Source organism: Pseudomonas sp. Irchel 3A18, assembly GCF_900187465.1.
Lineage (GTDB): Bacteria > Pseudomonadota > Gammaproteobacteria > Pseudomonadales > Pseudomonadaceae > Aquipseudomonas > Aquipseudomonas cichorii.
Map to the genome: position 1 here is coordinate 120,502 of NZ_FYDI01000011.1, position 18,813 is coordinate 139,314.

Consider the following 18,813-nt stretch of genomic DNA (forward strand, 5'->3'; position numbering starts at 1 on the left):
CCGGGGATCGGTACTGCCTTTCGTTATGAAGTAAGCGATCCATTTACATCCGCGCAGACCTTCGCCATAGCGCAACAGCGGTCGCAGCCCACTTATTTCATGCGAAGGTGACTCTATGATCCTTGTGACCGGTGGTGCTGGTTACATCGGAGCCCACGCGGTACTCGCCCTTCTGGAGGTAGGCGAAGATGTGCTGGTTCTGGACAATTTCTGCAACAGCAGCCCACATGCCCTGACACGGATCGAACAGATCTGTGGCCGTCGTCCTGTTCTGGTACAGGGCGATGTACGTAACCGCGGAGTGCTTGCCAAGCTGTTTTCACGCTACCCGATCCGGGCAGTGCTGCACTTTGCCGGCCTCAAGGCCGTAGGCGAAAGCGTGCGCAAGCCGCTGCATTACTACGACACCAATGTCAGCGGCACCATCAACCTGTGCCAGGCGATGGCTGCCGCCGGTGTTTTCACGCTGGTGTTCAGTTCATCAGCCACCGTCTATGGCGGTTGCCGCAAGATGCCCATCGCCGAACAGGCCCGCAGTGGCCGGCCCACCAATCCCTACGGGCAATCGAAGCTCATGGCCGAACAGGTGCTGGGCAGTCTGGCTCGGGCCGATCAACGCTGGCGCATTGCGCTGCTGCGCTACTTCAATCCGGTGGGCGCTCATCCTTCGGGCCTGATCGGCGAATCGCCCAACACAATCCCCAACAACCTGCTGCCCTACCTGCTGCGGGTGGCTGACGGAAAGTTGCCGGTGCTGCCGGTGTATGGCGGGGATTACCCGACGGTGGACGGCAGCGGCGTGCGGGACTACATCCACGTCCAGGATCTGGTCGCCGGGCATCTCGATGCCTTGCACTACCTGCGCACCCACAGCGGAATCCGCGCCTGGAATCTGGGAACCGGCATCGATTATTCGGTGCTGCAAGTGGTGAAGACGTTCGAGCAGGTCACGGGCGTGAAGGTGCCGGTGCAGATGTGCGAGCGACGCCCCGGCGATGTCGCGCAATGCTGGGCCGACCCGTCACGGGCGCGCAGCGAACTGGGCTGGGTCGCCCGGTATGGCCTGGAAACCATGCTGCGCGATGCCTGGCATTGGCAATGTACAAGCCCCGAAGGCTACGAAGACGGATTGGTCACCATGCAAGAACCGATACCCGGCGTGCCGCTGTCGGCAGGTGGAGCCGCCGCGACAGACGATGGCTTACATGCGCTCTCTATGCCTCGCACGCGGCAGTGATCCTGCGAGCTTTCGCAAATGAGTTCGCTCCCACACCGCCACCGTACAAGCGAATTTATTCGCGAAAATATATTGCCTTCAAAATCCCGCGCCCGAAAAACAAAAAGCCCCGCATCACGACGATGCAGGGCTTTTCGTTACAACCGGGCTAGACCATCAAACCGCGACGGCTTGCCCGCTCATTGCCAGGTCCAGCAACTCGCGGTTGGCAACCGCGTACATGGCGTAGTCGGTACCGCTGGCCGCACGCAGCTCGACCAGCATGGCGCGCCAGCGCTCGACCATCGGGGCGTGTTGCTCCAGCCACAGGGCCAGACGCTCTTCCAGATCCTCAGGACCTTCCGGGATCTGCAGCACAGAGATGGTGATCGCCCGCTGTTGCCAGTCGATATCATCACGGAACGCTTCACGGGCCAGCGCCTGCCAGTTGTTTTCCACCGGCAGATTGCTGATCTGTTGCAGGTACCAAGTCACGTCCAGTGCGCTGCCTACCGCGAAATACACCTTGGCCACGTCGGCAGCATTGTGCCCGGTGACGTCGGAAGCTTCGATGATCGGCAACAGGGTGTACAAGTGGCTGGTGCCTGCAACCATGCGGGCCAGCAACTCGGGCACACCGGCTTCCACATAAGCCTTGTAACGCGCCTGCCAGACCTCACGGGTCGGTCCTTCCAGCAACTCATCGAGCTTGAGGCCCAATGCCGCCAGATGCGGACCGAAGTGAGCAACGTCACGACCGGCGTCCAGTTCGTTGCGACGGCTGCGCAGGAACCAGCGTGTGGCACGACGGCCCAGACGCATCAGCTCATCCATCAGCGACAACTGGATTTCAGCCGGGACCTTGTAATCCAGCGCCTCGATCTGACGGAACCAGTGCGGCAGGTGGAAGATGTCACGCACGGTCACGTAGGCAGCCGCCACGTTGGCCGCGCTCATGCCAGTGGACTCCTTGAGCCGCTGCACAAAGGTGATGCCCATGTGGTTGACCAGATCGTTGGCGATCTGGGTGCTGACGATTTCGCGCTTGAGGCGGTGAGCACGCATGGCGGTCGAGAACTTGGCGCTCAGCGACGGCGGGAACGCCGTCTCCATGTCGCGGGTCAGGTAATCGTCATCCGGAACACGGGACTCCAGCAAGGCTTCCTTGAGATCGATTTTGCTGTAGGAGATCAATACCGACAGCTCGGCACGGCTCAGGCCCTGACCGGCCGCAACGCGCTCTGCGATCTGGTCTTCGGCCGGCAGGAACTCGATGGCGCGATCCAGCTTGCCGCGAACTTCGAGGTCATTCATCAGGCGTTTGTATTCAGCGATCCGATCGTAGGCGCGACGTGCCGCCAGCGACAGAGCCTGGGTCTGCTTGTAGTTGTTGCCAAGCACCAGGTTGCCGACTTCGTCGGTCATGCTTTCGAGCAACTGGTTACGTTGCTTCTCGGTCATGTCCCCGGCCTGCACCACTTCGTTGAGCAGGATCTTGATGTTCACTTCGTGGTCGGAGCAGTCCACACCACCGGCGTTGTCGATGAAGTCGGTGTTGGTCGCGCCGCCATTGAGGCCGAACTCGACACGGCCCAACTGGGTCATGCCCAGGTTGCCGCCCTCGCCCACCACCTTGCAACGCAACTCGTTGCCATCGACGCGCAATGCATCGTTGGCCTTGTCGCCCACATCGGCATGGGACTCTTCGCTGGACTTGACGTAAGTCCCGATACCGCCGTTCCACAACAGATCCACCGGAGCCTTGAGCAGCGCGTGCAACAGCTCGGTCGGGGTCAACTTGTCGGCCTTGATGTCGAAGCGCGCTTTCATCTGCTCGGTGATCGCGATGCTCTTCGCGCTACGCGGGAAGATTCCGCCGCCAGCGGACATGATGCTGGTGTCGTAGTCGGTCCAGGCCGAACGCGGCAGGTTGAACAGGCGCTGACGCTCGACGAAGCTGGTGGCAGGGTCCGGGTTTGGATCGATGAAGATATGCAGGTGGTTGAAGGCTGCGACCAGTTGCAGTTTGTCGGACATCAGCAAGCCGTTGCCGAACACGTCACCGGCCATGTCGCCGATACCGATCACACTGATGCTGTCCTGCTGGACATTGATGTCGCGCTCACGGAAGTGACGCTGCACGCCCACCCACGCGCCCTTGGCGGTAATGCCCATCTTCTTGTGGTCGTAACCGGCCGAACCACCGGACGCAAAAGCATCGCCCAGCCAGAAGCCGTAATCGATGGCAATGCCGTTGGCGATGTCGGAGAAGGTCGCGGTGCCTTTGTCGGCTGCCACGACCAGGTACGGGTCGTCGTCATCGTGACGAACCACGTTGGCAGGCGGCACCAGCACGCCTTCCTTGAGGTTGTCGGTGATGTCCAGCAGACCCGAGATGAAGATGCGGTAGCACGCGATGCCTTCAGCCTGGATGTCATCGCGGCTGCCACCCAGCGGCAGGCGACGTGGCAGGAAACCACCTTTGGCACCCACCGGCACGATGACCGAGTTCTTCACCTGCTGGGCTTTTACCAGGCCCAGCACTTCGGTACGGAAGTCTTCTTCGCGATCGGACCAGCGCAGGCCGCCACGGGCCACATTGCCGAAACGCAGGTGAACACCCTCGACGCGCGGCGAGTAGACGAAGATCTCGAACTTCGGCACCGGCTTTGGCAGCTCGGGAATCAGGCGCGGGTTGAACTTGAAGCTGAAGTAGCTCTTGTTCTGGCCGTTGGCGTCGGTCTGGTAGAAGTTGGTGCGCAGGGTCGCCTTGATCAGGTCAAGGTAGCGACGCAGGATGCGGTCTTCGTTGAGCACCTGAACGTTGTCCAGGGCCGTGAGAATCGCTTGCTCCAGACGCAGTTGCTTGTCGTCCAGATCGTCGGAACCCAGCTTGCGTGCCAGATAGAAACGGGTCTTGAACAGGCGCGTCAGTTCACGGGCGATGTCGGTATGGTTGTTCAGGGTGCTGGCGATATAACCCAGGTCGAAGCCCAGGCGAATCTGCTTCAGGTAACGGGCATAGGCACGCAGCAGCGCCACGTCACGCCATGGCAGACCGGCGGTCAGCACCAGACGGTTGAAGGCATCGTTCTCGGCATCGCCGCTCACGATGTGGACGAAGGCGTCCTGCAGCGTATCGTTGAGCTGCTGGATATCGAGGTTCAGGCCTTCGCCATAGGTAAAGGCAAAGTCGTGAATCCAGAACTCGCGGCCATTGGCATGTTGCAGGCGATACGGGAACTCGCCCAGCACGCGCAGACCTAGGTTTTCCAGAATCGGCAGCACATCCGAGAGCGCCAGCGGTGTATCGGCGTGGTACAGCTTGCAGTGCAACTGCTGACGGCCACCAGCCAGCGGCTGATAGAAGCTCATGACCAGCGGGTTGGTTTCGCTCAGGCTCAGCACATGCTGCATGTCCACGACAGCCGAATGCGCAGCGAAACGCTCGCGGTAGCCTGCCGGGAAGCCTTTGGGGAAGTCGGCCAGCACATTGGTGCCATGGGCTTCGCCGAAACTTTCGACCACCAGACTCGAATAATCGTCTTTCCACGAACGGCAGGCCTGGATGACTTCGTTTTCCAGTTGTACCGGATCGATATCCAGATTGACCTTCGGGTCCACGCGCAGGATCAACTGCACACGGGCCAGGACCGATTCGGAGAAGAAGGTCCAGAACTCGCAGTCGCTGGCCTTCAGGCGCTCCATCAGAACCTGCTGGATCTTCTGGCGCACTTCGGTGGAATACACGTCGCGTGGCACGTAAGCCAGGCAGTAGCAGAAACGGCCATACGGGTCCTTGCGCAGGAACACGCGAATCTTGTTGCGCTCCTGGATCTGCACGATGGACATCACGGTGCTGAACAGCTCGTCCACCGGCGTCTGGAACAGATCGTCGCGTGGCAGCACTTCAACGACCTGCGCCAGCTCCTTGCCCAGGTGAGCCTTGGCATCGAAGCCGGAACGACGCTCGACTTCCGCCACCTTGCGACGGATGTACGGAATCTGCCGCACGCTTTCGCCATACACCGACGAGGTGTACAGGCCCATGAAGCGGCATTCCTTGATGACTTTGCCCGACGCATCGATCTGGCGGATCGAAACGTAATCAGGGTAAGCCGGACGATGTACACGGCTCGGGTGCGCAGCCTTGGCGAACGACAGCAGTGTCGGCTCGCGCAGGTAATTCACCGCATAGCCTTCGATATGCAGGTCTTCGCTGGAAAGCCCCGGACGCAGCAGCTTGGCCAGGCCCAGCAGGGACGACTCGTCGTAGATCAGTTGACCACCATCGCCTTCACCACGAACTTCAAACTCTTCATAACCCAGGAAGGTGAAGTGGTTATCCACCAGCCATTGCAGGAAGACCTTGATTTCGGCCTTCTCTGGTTCATCCGTGTTGTATTCGTTGGCATCGATGCTTGCCAGCAACTCGTGCAGGCGGGCTTTCATCGGCTCGAAATCTTCTACCGCAGCGCGGACTTCACCCAGCACCTGCTCCAGCTCACGGGCCAACACGCTCAGTTCGTTGGCGTTGGCGCAGCGGTCGATCTCCAGATACATCAGCGATTCTTGCAGCACACCCTCGCCCGTCGTGCCCTTGGGCAGCAACTCCAGCAACTCGCCCGCAGCCCCGCGACGCACGCTCAGTACGGTGGTTTGCAGGGTATGGATGCTGTAACCGCGACGATTCAGCTCGGTACGTACCGAGTCGACCAGAAACGGCAGGTCATGATGCAGCACTTCGACGGCGCTGTGAGTCGACTGCCAGCCATGACGCTCGTAATCAGGGTTATAGACCCGCACTTGAGGCTTGCCATGCTCGAAACGCTCCAGCAGGCGCCAGGCGGACAAGGTGCAGCCTGCCAGGTCGGAAAGGCGACGCTGGGTCAGTTCATCCAGGGAAATGATGCCGAAGAATTGCTCAGCGAACAGCGCTACTTGTGGCAATGCCTGTTCGTTGATGTGCTGAGCCAGTGCCGATTTCAGTTGGTGCTGGAAATCGGACTTGCTGGCTGCGGTGAAGAACGCCATCTGTGGTACTCCGCTTTGCTTTTATAAGGAGGAAGCTTGATGGAAGTGTCTCGTACCAGACTGCACCGGGATGTAACGGGCAGAGGCACAGCATGGCAGAGTGTAAAGCTAAAGAAATAACGCTTGCCGCGAACGAGTCGTCACATTCCATTTCACAAATGAGATCGACACAGGACGGAGTGGCTCTTTGACCACTCATCTGATCGCAGCTTAACGAGAGCAGGCTGGCGGATACTTACAAGGCTGCGACATATTCGGACATCGGTGAACAAGAACCTTCATACAACTGGCAACCCACCTGTCCTGATGATCTGTGGGACCGAATTCATTCGGGAGCGGGTCCCACCCCAAAGAGAATTACCCAGCAAATTTTGTCCGGGGCTGGCACACTCGTCCGCTAGCCCAGTCAGGACCTCGCCATGCAAATCAAGACCGCCCTTTTACTCGCCAATCCTTGCGACGACGAGAACGACGACATGGCGCTGCTTTGCTGCCATGACGAAAAGAACGAGCTGTTTTCCCTGGCGCGTTTTCCGGATGAAGACGAAGTCGAAATCACCGTCTGTGATGACACGGTGTACGTCACCGCCCTGAAGGTTTCCCTGAGCACCACGCATCTGGTGGTAGACATTTCAGCCGAGGATGCAGCAGCCCTGGGTGGCGATACCCGCTACGAGATCCTGCATAACACTTCGGCTGATGATTTGGGCGAGGTGCATGAAACCCTGCAGATACTTCTCAAGGATATCGGCACGTTCGACAGCGCCCTCACTTGAGAAGCCTGGAAGACTCGCCCTCTTCCACGGTTTTCACCAGTTTCTCCACCTCGGCGTTGAATACCTTGCCACCGTCCACGGCAAGGTATCTGACGTGCAGGATGATATCGGTCAAGGACCCCAGAATCGCTTTCTGCCGCTCGGACTCATGGCGTGGAAAACTCAGGATCCAGCGCGACACGGCCCCCGTACCCTCGAACGGAAAATAACGCTCGTCGCCAAAATCCAGCATGAACATGCCGTGGTCATCGACGCCGGTGGAAATACCGATCTGCTGATTGGCTCTGGGGTTGAACACGATATGTGTCGGGTCGACCTCGCCATCCGAGTCCGGCGGCAACTCGCCCGCCTCTTTGTAGAGATAATTCACGCCGCGAATGTCAGAACTCAACAGCACACTGCTCGTCTGCTGAGTCAACAGGATACGAATATCCTCGTAAGGCCCCAGAACGGCGGGGATGGATACAGACACACGCACGATCTGACGCAAATAATGGCCTGGATAATCCTTGTCGAATAACGAGGAGTCAAAATCGAAAGCAATTTCTCCTGTGGTTTCCAGTTGGGCAATGACTGCTTCCCAGCCCGTTGCACGAGGTTCAGGCTCACGAGTATTTGCGCCGGGGTCATAGTTCTTGAGCAATGCTTTCAGGGAGATCGTCTTGGTGAGTTCAAGCCGCCGCTCGTGCCGGGAGAGGAACGCCGACTCCATCTGTAACAAGCCCAGTTTCAGCATCTCGCCCGCTGTCAGCCCGTAGCGGTTATCGGCCCAGGCGTTGACAGGAATGAACCGGGTATCACGATCACCAATTTCGTACTGCCAACAGGCCTCGGTCCCCAGGCACATCGACAGCACCACATCGTAAGCCTGGAAATACAGGGTCGCCATCTGACCGATCAGCCATTGATACAACGCTGGCCCAGTGGCACGATTTTTCAGGAAGGTGTAATAGATCTGAGCCTGCTCCTGAGCCTTGGTCGCTTGTGCAAGGCTGGTCTTGGCTGCCTCGACGGCAATGTCCTGAACCTCGATCTGCAGGTCAATCGCCTCCAGATCCTGTTCGGCCTGACGGGCCAGGAACTGCCATTCGATGCGACGGCGGCGGTATTGTTCGCTGATCAGCGCCTGTTCGGCATCTCGGATTTTTCCCAACGCCTCACTCTGTAGATACGTTGCAGCAGAAAAGCCTAATCCGGCCGGGCGCATACCACCGTTCGAGGTGCCGAAGATGGATGGAACCAAAGCATCAGTTACATGGGCGATAGCCGTCCCTATCAAGGCATCTTTATCGCCGTCTTTGGCTTCACTCTGCAAACTCATTGCACGTTTCTCGGCCTGGCTGACATCCTCCTGCTCCAGTTGCTGGTAATAGACTTTACGCGATTCAATGGCAGCACGACTCCCCGTCAACGCATCTCGGGATTTGACTGCATGCTCGATCATCTGCGTCTGCAGAGTCTCGGTGAAGGCCGACAGCTCCAGCACATGAGATTGTTGCAACTCCTCCTGATCGGCACGATCACGCAACTCCATGTAGCTACGCAATTGATCGCCATAGCGGATCAGCGTTTCAACGGCGTTCTGCACCCGCGGCAGCATGGCCCTGAAGCGATACGGCGGAATGATCGCCAGCGAACCCAGACGTCGCTGTCCACTGCCGCCGCCCGCGGCCTGTGCTCGCAGCAGATCGGTCGGATTTGCCGCTGGTGCGTAGAGCGGCAAAGAAAGGGGCTTGCCATCCAGGCTCAGGTTATGACGCAGGTTATAAAGCCTCAAGGCCAGGCGGTCCCAGAGATCAAGCAGTCTGGTGTTGACCGGCAGACGAAACCACGGCGCATCCAGCAAGTGCAACCAGAGCTGTCCCTCAGAATGGCTCGGAATATCACTTTCCAGCCCCTCGAGCCCCGAAGCTTCAAAGTCCGCGGACAATGACTTATCACTGGCGGCAGCATCCTTAAGCATCATGGGAGTCCAGCGGCTGATGCTGCGGCCTTTGGAGAGAGGCCCAAGCAATGAAGCCGCCCGAACATACAGAAGCTGCGCCTGATTGAGCGTATCGCGAGTCAACTGCCGGTACAACATGTCGCCATGGGCAATCAGATTATTCAGATAAAAGACGAAAATGGTCTTGCGGTAATGGGACGGCGCGCCATAGGCGATTGCATCGGGATCGCCCAGCCCGCCCCACTCGTAGGCCGGGTCATTTTCAAAGGTCAGCGGCCGGCTGGTCCAATATGGGTGTTCTGCAACAGGTGGCGGATACAGGGGCGCAATGCGTTCCAAGGGGTTGAACAGGTAATGCAGCCAGCTTTCCGTCCCCAGATAATCGAACTCGGTATGTAACCGGTGGGCAACCAGATGCGGGACATGAAAGAACAGTTCCCAGAAATAACGGCCATTGGCACCTTTGAAATCCAGTGGCACTGAGGTGCTACCAGGAGCCGGTGGCTCCTGGGTATGCTGAACTTCCCAACTCAATACACTTTTCAGAGAGCGCTCAGCTTTTTTTACTAGCTCTCTGGCGAAGGTGGTATTCATTCGTACATAACGCAAAGAGGTTAACTTGAGCGCCTCCAGATCAAGGAATTGTCCTCCCGCAGGCGTAGTGACAATAAGAGGTACCGGCGTCGGCTTTACGGTTCTTGTAATATGAAACTCGTTATAACCATAACCGGAACCTTTGGGCAGCGCTCCGAAATGAAGGACTTTTACCGTTTCAATACCGGGCCAGGAAATGGATTCTACTGGTGTCTTGGCTGCACCATTAAGCACAAGCTGACTCGAAACGGCCGGAGAGGTATCCCAGATATCAAAACCTTGAGTCACCGTAACCATCGTTTCACCATAATGATTGGAGTTACTGTCCAGAAGCCCCGGCTCCCCCTGGAAATCCAGCGCGAATCCGGCTCCCGCTTTAACCTCTTCAGTTGTCGGTGTTGGGAAATCTTCAGGATTAATGGATAAATCAAAATTGGCCCGATAAACAGAAACCCAAGGATCATCAGTAGATATCAATTCAAAATCTTCAGTACCAAAGCTCTTGATGACTTCCTCATTCCAATTCAAGTCGCCGCGTACAGTTGGTAAAAAAAAGCTGGGAATGGAAATTGTAATTTCAAGCTGAAATCCTTTATGAGTACCCTCTACAACAAACCTACACTCAGATAGATCTACTCGCCTTGCTCCATAAACACAAATATAGAACTCGCTACGCCGATAGCGCTTTGCAGAGCAGATACCCTGCGTCTCCAACACACATCCGTCTCCCGAACTGCGAAGTTCCGCCTTAAGTTCAAGCGATTGATTGATACCTCCTGGTGGCATGTCATTATCTCCACTCGTACTCCAGATAACGCCATCCAACATCCACTCACTATTACCGTCAGCGTATTTCCCGCTCAAGGGATATTGCGCACGCGCCGGGTTCCCGCCCAGCAGGGTGACAGCAATTCCATACAGCTGTATCTCTTCAGCCTGACTCAATACAATCCTGTTAAAAAGCTTATCGAACACCCGCACAAAACGCTCAGGATCAGCCGTCACTTCTGCCGTACTGGCATCCGTTCTATATTGAAAGCAAATAATCAAACGAGGCTCACCTGCAAAACGAACATCCATGGCAGCCACAAGAGTAAAACGCCCTGCCAAGGGACTCCCGTCATGACGACTATCCAGACTCTGCTTTTCGGTCAACCCTTCGTAAATCACCGTTGCGGACGACCACTTGTCAGAGATGTGCTTATAGGACATCTTGGCCCGATAATAATATTTACCGGTTTTTGCACCCAGGTCATCGGTTTCTGCCTGTCCAAGCTCCACCCAGATAAAATGTAACCGGCCATCCACTACGACCGGGCGTACATGCTGCACCTTCGCATCGCACGCTATATCAATCCTTTTCCACTCTGTCCACGCCGATGGCAATATCTGAGTGCTGTTTTCCTGTAAATCAATTTTTGCCATACGCCAGTAATAAGCAAAGGGTTCAACATTCTGACGCCCGACAAAATAATAGTCGGCCCGTCGAAAATCTTCACCGTCTACATAACAGGCAACAACCTGTAGATTACTGATGAGCTCAAAGCTGTCCAGATAGTTTTTCAGAGCCGAACTTACATTATCTTCATTGATGCGGCTTTGCCCCAGCTCCGACTCAAACACCTCGAACTGACTGGTCTTGTTCAGGCGAAGTGTCGGATCAATATAGTTTTCCGGGTAGTCCTCAATCATCTGGTAACCTGCCCAGACGCTGTATTCACTCATGCCTTCACGCCAGAGCCGTAAACGCTCGTCATCAAAACCACGCGCATACCCTGGCTCCATGCCGTTGTAGATGGCATTGATATATTGCTGAATGCTGGCAATACCTTGCGCAACCCGGCTGGTTTCAACCTCACCACTGACCTGGTTATCGATCAACAGGTATTCGTATAAATCATCAGGCGTGGTCAACCCCAAGGGAGCGGAGGTTGCATCCGAAGGAACAAGCTGACCGAGGTAATAACCAACCAAGGCGTCACGGCGTTGCTCTTCGAGTTCGGGAATCATATGATTGATCATAATAATGACTCTGGTAAAGTTTAGGCATGGAGGTGAACAATGACCTCTCCCGAAATAACAGAAACACAACCATTCAAACCAGTAGCATAACTGGATACCAACACATCACCGTCAGCCAACCCCTCAGCACCGGGAGATTTTACAAACGCCATGAGAACACGCTCCATATGAAGTGCAACGGGAACAGATGCCCTCCAGGTTTTCCCCTTAACAGAAAAATCAATCATGATACTCAGATCACTGGGCGGAACCATTATTCCTGCACCACGTTCAGTCATGGCACTCCTCACCCCCCAGTGACTGTAATATATATCGCAACTTTTATTAGTACTAAATATATTCGCAGCCTCCATCCTCCAGAACCATCCGATTTTGTAAGACTTTACAAGCGTCTTTGGCAAGCGCCCACTCAGAGTCACTGCAATCTCCCCGTAGGTAGCACTTTCCGAGCAATGAACCGGAAATCTGATCCCCTCCAACGAGGACACCTTGGTTTCTTCAAGCCCCGCAATAGTATAGTGAAACGGTTGATAGACATGGCTCATATTGAACTCAACACCTTCAAGAGCATTTCCGCTTTGATCAACAACTTTTACAAGCAGACTATGTAAATACCCTTTCGCCAGAAGATCAGGATTTTTCGGATCATGCGCCCCGTCCACTACCACCTCAAACTCACACGGAGGCAATGCAGAAACTGGAAACTCAACTGACTCATCAGTGCCGCCGACAACCGCTTTTACCACATGTTTTCCCGTTGTAAATTTTGAACTAAAATTTGCAACACCATTACTATCAGTGTAAGTGGTAGCAATCAACCCTTCATCAATAAACCACTCGACAGGAAAACGCCGAACAACCTGCCCGCCCGCTTTCAGCCATACAGAAAATACAAGAGGGTCCGCACTCCCGACAAGAAACTCGACATCACTTGCTTCGTATTTATCAATGACGGCCGCTGGATAAATTACCGTTTGCTCACTGTGCTTGTCTTTGGTTGGGGCACCCACACTAGAAGTCACCACAACCTTACCCTCTTTATCAGTAATGAATCGTGCAATAGCAATACCGTTATCATCGGTTTTACTGGTTGCATCTAACACCCCACCCACATCATCACTCCAAGTCACTTCCGCACCCATAACGGGCGTACCATCCAGTTCTACAAGACTGCAACGTACCTCAGCTTCAACACCGACCACTACCGTATTGCTGAAGCGCACATATTGAAAATAAGGAATACTCACAAACTCGACAGGAACAAATTCCCACTCACGGCCATTTTTATAGTGTGCAATCGCTATGGACTCACCCGCAGGCCGGCTCCGCAACTCAGCTCTGGCAATACCTTGATCATCGGTATAGGTTTGAAAGCGTTTAAACTCCCCGAGGGTCGCGCCCCATTCAACAGCACGATCAATTCCCTTATTTTCATAGTCATCGACCATCGTGACAGAGAAATAAATACCCTCAATTTTATTGGCCAGAGCCGTCGAAGGCTCGTATTCCCCCTCTATGAAGTGTAAGGAATCTTCATCGCAGCCAATGACCACAACCGGGGCCATCAACTGCTCGCCAAGTCCGTAATGGGCGACAACATGCACCATCCCCATCACGTTACCGCTACGCAGAGTGTTCGAGGCTTGTCCATATTCGTCCGTGATACTGCTTACCTGATCAAGACTGCCCAGATCCGTCGTCCAACTGACCGTCACATTGTCCAAAGGCTCATCCATGAAATCACGCAAGGTGATGGTGTAGGTTGCGAGTTCTCCCCCACGCTGGGCCACCAGGTAATCTGGAGTCACGGTAATCACACTGGAATGGCTTTGCCCCACTTCACCAACAGCACTTGCGGGCACGGCCTCGGTCAAGCAGCTCAGTGCCAGCTCCGCCGCCTTGCGATAGAGTTCGGTCGAGGTTGTCGGAGTCAGTTCATGCAGAGCCAACAAGGCATTTGCGTCCAGTCCCGTATGCCGACTGAGCAAGGACTCGCGCGCCAATACATCAAACTCACGGAGGGTAAAAATGACGCCTGTATCGGGGTTCAACTGGTGGGCAACTGCAAGGACATCACGTACCCCCCAACGCAGAAAGCCGGCCAGTTTGCTGGCAGCGCTGTCACGTATCAGACGCTTGTCGCCCTCCGTTGCGCCTTCCCAAAGGGTGTTGATCAACCGAAAATAGTCGAGCAACGTGTCTTCGTCCTGCTCACTGAGGCGTAGTGCGTTGGCGTACTGGGTAAGGAAGTAAACGGATTGCAGAGACAGTTCGGTATCCGGTAGACCAAACCATTCGGGATGCTCGACATATTGAATGATCAGCGCCGGGCTCAGCGTCAGATGCCCACAGAGCACAGCACGTTTTGACAGAGCATCCAGAACCAGTAAAACCTCGTCCCCAATGGCAACATTTGCTGTCGTGCTGAAACCGTAGACACGCAGCACTTCAGCCAGCAATTGATAGCGGTTGCCCTCACTCCAGAACAACAGGGCCTTGGCCTGGTCTGCGGATGCACCCAAATAACCCGCGAGGCCTTCCATCAGCAAGGCTTCCTGTGCGCCCCTGGCGCGCATGATCATATTGGTAATTTTTGGATGTAACTCCTCGACTGGCAGACCTAGCGTCTCCAGAACATGTTTCACATCACTGCTGAGAGCGTGCTCGAATACCTCTTCGCTCTCTCCCTTCAAATACTTCACCAACCCTTTGGCAGCCGGGTTCGTCGTCCCGGCATCGACAAAACCGCTCAACTCTGCAAACCAGTCGATCGGTTCGCTGAGATAAGCCTGTATGCCATTGTCATCGACTTGCAGGATCAGTGACGAGTCAGGCGCTCCGACTTGGGCAAAACTGCTTTCGGTGATCAGCGCAGACGTCAGCCGTGAGTGGATTTGTTGCAGCAGATTGTGCTCGGCATCGGTTGCTACGGGCTGTGTTACGGCAGGCAATACCAGACGGCACAATTGCGCGACGGTCCATTTGTTTGCCTGTAGCCACGCTGCACAGTCCACCAGAGCATGGATGACACTCAAAGTGTCGGTATTGGCCGAAGCGTAATAAGTGGCAATCTGTGTAATACCGGCCAGTTTCGAGGTCAACTGACTGCCGCCATCGTCCAGTAGTTCAAGGAGCGCCAGCGTTTCAATCGTAGTGAGCCCAAGATAGCGTGGCAGCCTGACCAGCCGATAAAAGGCAGATACCACCTCCCGCGTCCAGTGCAAAGACTCACCCGCCCAGGACTGCTCGACAACCTTGGCAACGAACCGGTACATCTCATAGGTCAACCCCAGTGCCGCACACAAGTGGTCGACTTTCTGCCGTTCGGTTTCGCTCTTCGGCGTTATCGTGAAGGGCGAACCGTCCAGAACAAGCGGTATGGAAAACATGGCCTGACGATTGAATATCCGGTCGAACTGCGACGGCGTCTTGCCACGAGCGTGTACCGCCATACCGTAAAGCAGCGCTGCAAAATCTTCTGCCGGGACGTCATATAGAGTGCGCACTACCTGGAACAAGCCAAGCGCACGCAGCGTGTCCTGCGTAATGAGATTTGGGGAAGATGCCGTAAGTCGCCGAACCGCATTGGCTGCACGCTGCTCCGCTTGCTGGGAAGCTGTGAGCAGTTGATCCACATCCTCGAACGGCAATTGCAGCCAGCGCGCCAGACGAATCATGCGATTCATCCGATCAAAGCGCTCGACCGGGCAATTGATCAAGCGATGGACGGGTACTCCCTGCTCCTCAGTCGACTTGATGGCGATTCCAGGGCTTTGCCCGGCGTTTATATAAACCGAGCCGTAAGCTGAACCGTCAACCGTTGCGCCTGGATCAGTGACGTTGGCTGATAGCGAGGGTGCGTAAGGTCCCACCGACAGTAATGAATCGAGCTGGTCAGTGCTCAGCCCGGTTCTCAGGCAGAACGTCTGAGTATCAGTTAATGCCAGTATGTCATCGGTGCCGAAGTGGTCCTTGAAAAAATCTGATATTGCCGGAAGCGCGCTTTCAAGCTTTCCATTTCTGGGGTTGATACGTCGCTGGTTGATCACCCTGCCTTGATCATCAGGCGCAAGCGCGACCATATGCGGCGCTTCAACCAATATCCCCTGCTGCACAGGCCCCAGACCGCTGTCCTGTATCAGCGCGATATCGGACAGCAGCGAATGTACACCCGGCTCCTTGAAGTACGGATAAGCCGGATCCGCGGCCCGAATCGGATCGCCGGGCAGACGCTCCCTGCGATTGAGCACGTAGTTGATTTGCTGCTGGTAACGTTCGTATGGCAATGCAAACGGATAACGTGTTTCCAACATGACATCATCCACCGACTTGTCTTGCAGGCTGATGCCATCGAGATAACTGCGAATCGACTTTTCAAGAATTTCATTGGCCAATACCAGAGTCGGCTCAATGCGATTGAGTGCGTTATGATCCAGCATCAACGAAGCCAGATCAGGTCGTCGAGTTGCCAGGGTAATGATTCGTTCCTGATCGCCTGTCTTTTCGATGGTCTCCACTTCCCGGTACAGATCTGCCAGATAGGCAATTGGCGAAGTAGTAGCTTCGATTGCGTCAGGAGGACAATGGCTGGCCCAGTCAGGGTTGAACATGTCGGTATAAGTAGGTGTGTCTACCAGACTGGAGATCCCGTTTTCGTAACGTAACGCTCGCCGCACCGAAGCCGTCAGTCGCCTTTCCCGAAACTGCCGGGCAACCATTGCAGTCATGGAAACAGATGCGGCATGCAAACTACGCGCAGTCGATATATGCAGCAAAGGGTCAGATTCGAGCAGTTGCGCAGTGGTGCCTTTGGCAATGCTGAACACCGAGGGGAATCGATCACTGATAGCCGCTTGTGGCGTTTGAGGCTGAGCAAATCTTTTCAACAGAATCGCCAGAGCAGAATCTGCCTGGGCGACTTTTCCAGCTTCCTTCTTCATGATGGCAACACACCGAGTCATTTCGTCCATGAAATGGCCACTGCTAAAGACCGCTAATGAAAAAGTGAAGCAGAGCCTGTCCGCCTCAACACCCTCCAATCGACAGGCGGCAAAGGTATTCAACAAGGGCTGATAAACGGACTGGAACGCTGAACTGCAGATAATTTTTGAAAATGTCGGTACATACATCAGCGAATTCGAGCAACGCAAAGGAGTAAGGTGAGGGCTTCGCTATCTGGAGCCTGTCATGCAGCCTATCTTCGATGCCCACTGCCATATCATCGATCCGCACTTCCCGCTCAAGGCCAACAATGGCTACTTGCCCGACCCTTTCGGCGTCGCTGACTACCAGGCGGCTACGTCTGCGCTGGGTGTCGTAGGCGGGGCCGTGGTTTCCGGGTCGTTCCAGGCTTTCGATCAGGGCTATCTGCTGGAGGCGCTGCGTCGACTGGGGCCTGACTTCGTCGGCGTGACCCAGTTGCCCGCCACCGTCACCGATGCCGAGCTCGAAACCCTCAACGGCTTCGGCGTGCGCGCCCTGCGCTTCAACCTCAAGCGCGGCGGTTCAGAGCAACTTGATCAACTGGAGACACTGGCAAGACGAGTCCACAGGCAAGTGGGCTGGCATTCAGAGCTTTATATCGACTCACGGGAACTGGCCGAAATCGAAACCCGTCTGCTGCAATTGCCCGCAATCAGCATCGACCATCTGGGCCTGAGCCGGGAAGGCATGCCCACCGTGTTGCGTCTTGCAGAGCGAGGTATACGGGTAAAGGCATGTGGTTTCGGGCGTGTGGACTTTCCGGTGGAGCAAGCACTCAAGGACATTTACTCGGCCAACCCCCATGCCTTGATGTTCGGCACCGACCTGCCCTCGACCCGCGCACCACGCCCCTTCCAGGCGAACGATATCGAACGGGTCATCGAGTCACTGGGCGAAAAGGCTGCACACAAGGTTCTATGGGAGAACGCGGCGGACTTCTATCGGCTATAAAAAACGTTGCCCGAACGACATACGGTATGACACTCATATTGCGGCTGAGTGAGCAGGCAGTCCGCTTGGCCGCGACAGCATGTTGAAGGCTCTGAAAATGCGTTGACTGGAAGCGGGGCGTCGCGGCCAAGGCCCTCCCGCCTCACATTCCTACACGCATCTTTGACAAAACATGTGGGACGATTCCCAAATAAACGCCACCCAGTTCCTGAAAGCGTATAAAAAACCCTGTAGCGGTTAGTCGATCCCTATCGGGATGGATTAAAGTATCGCCCCCAGCTTCGGTGTCGTGTGACACCGCTGATTACCTTGCCAGGAACCCTCACCGATGGAACATCGTGAAGCGCTGATTGCGCTGCGAACATTTCTTTCAACGCAGATCCTCGGCCAGGAAAAGCTGATCGAACGCTTGCTGATCGCCTTGCTTGCCGACGGCCACATGCTGGTCGAAGGCGCTCCGGGTCTGGCCAAGACCAAGGCCATCAAGGAACTGGCGGAAGGCGTCGAAGCGCAGTTCCACCGAATTCAGTTCACGCCGGACCTGCTGCCGGCCGATATTACCGGCACCGAGATCTACCGTCCGGAAACCGGCAGCTTTGTCTTCCAGCAAGGGCCGATCTTCCACAATCTGGTACTGGCCGACGAAATCAACCGTGCTCCGGCCAAGGTGCAATCGGCCCTGCTCGAAGCCATGGCCGAACGTCAGGTCAGCGTCGGGCGCAGCACCTATGACCTGTCGCCGCTGTTTCTGGTCATGGCTACGCAGAACCCCATCGAACAGGAAGGCACCTATCCGCTGCCCGAAGCGCAGCTGGACCGCTTCCTGATGCACGTCAAGATCGGTTTCCCCGACGCGGCCGTAGAACGCAAGATCCTGCAACAGGCCCGTGGTGAAGCCCTGAATGGCGAAACCAAGCCCGAACGCCGGATCAGCCAGCAGGCGATCTTTGCCGCCCGCAAGGAAATCCTCGGTCTGTACATGGCCGATGCGGTGGAGGAATACCTGGTGCAGTTGGTCATGGCCACCCGCACTCCGGCCAAGTTCGATCAGGAACTGGCCGAGTGGATCGGCTATGGTGCCAGCCCACGTGGCTCCATTTCCCTGGACCGCTGCGCACGTGCCCATGCATGGCTGGCCGGACGCGACTTCGTCAGCCCGGAAGACATTCAGGCAGTGCTGTTCGACGTGCTGCGCCATCGCATCATTCTGTCGTTTGAGGCCGAGGCTGCCGGTATTGATCAGGACCGTGTCATCCAGCGGATCCTCGACGTCGTCGCCGTTGCCTGAAGCC

7 protein-coding genes are annotated in these 18,813 nt (G+C 55.8%); 4 read left to right on the forward strand and 3 right to left on the reverse strand.

Features of this window, described 5'->3' with window-relative positions; translation table 11 throughout:
- The first annotated feature begins 115 nt into the window (after positions 1-115).
- Positions 116-1,237: a UDP-glucose 4-epimerase GalE gene (gene galE, locus CKW23_RS19880; protein WP_025259188.1), complete on the forward strand. Its 1,122-nt coding sequence runs from the start codon at positions 116-118 to the stop codon at positions 1,235-1,237.
- 156 nt (positions 1,238-1,393) lie between these two features.
- Here galE and CKW23_RS19885 read toward each other — a convergent pair whose 3' ends face one another.
- Positions 1,394-6,250 (reverse strand): NAD-glutamate dehydrogenase, encoded by a 4,857-nt coding sequence (locus CKW23_RS19885; RefSeq protein ID WP_025259187.1) that lies wholly within the window; start codon positions 6,248-6,250, stop codon positions 1,394-1,396.
- Positions 6,251-6,669: 419 nt separating this feature from the next.
- On the opposite strand from CKW23_RS19885, the gene CKW23_RS19890 reads away from it, so the two are divergent.
- Entirely contained in the window at positions 6,670-7,026 is a 357-nt protein-coding gene (locus CKW23_RS19890) for a hypothetical protein (RefSeq protein ID WP_025259186.1), read from the forward strand.
- On the opposite strand, the gene CKW23_RS19895 is transcribed toward CKW23_RS19890, so the two are convergent.
- Positions 7,019-11,587 (reverse strand): neuraminidase-like domain-containing protein, encoded by a 4,569-nt coding sequence (locus CKW23_RS19895; protein ID WP_095068172.1) that lies wholly within the window; start codon positions 11,585-11,587, stop codon positions 7,019-7,021. The genes CKW23_RS19890 and CKW23_RS19895 overlap by 8 nt on opposite strands.
- A gap of 20 nt (positions 11,588-11,607) precedes the next feature.
- Positions 11,608-16,716: a Tc toxin subunit A gene (locus CKW23_RS19900; RefSeq protein ID WP_095068173.1), complete on the reverse strand. Its 5,109-nt coding sequence runs from the start codon at positions 16,714-16,716 to the stop codon at positions 11,608-11,610.
- 58 nt (positions 16,717-16,774) lie between these two features.
- On the opposite strand from CKW23_RS19900, the gene CKW23_RS19905 reads away from it, so the two are divergent.
- Positions 16,775-17,521, forward strand: a complete 747-nt coding sequence (locus tag CKW23_RS19905) for an amidohydrolase (RefSeq protein WP_095068174.1) — start codon at positions 16,775-16,777, stop codon at positions 17,519-17,521.
- 328 nt (positions 17,522-17,849) lie between these two features.
- On the forward strand, positions 17,850-18,809 hold the full coding sequence (locus CKW23_RS19910) for a MoxR family ATPase (protein WP_025259182.1): 960 nt from the start codon (positions 17,850-17,852) through the stop codon (positions 18,807-18,809).
- Positions 18,810-18,813 lie beyond the last annotated feature (4 nt).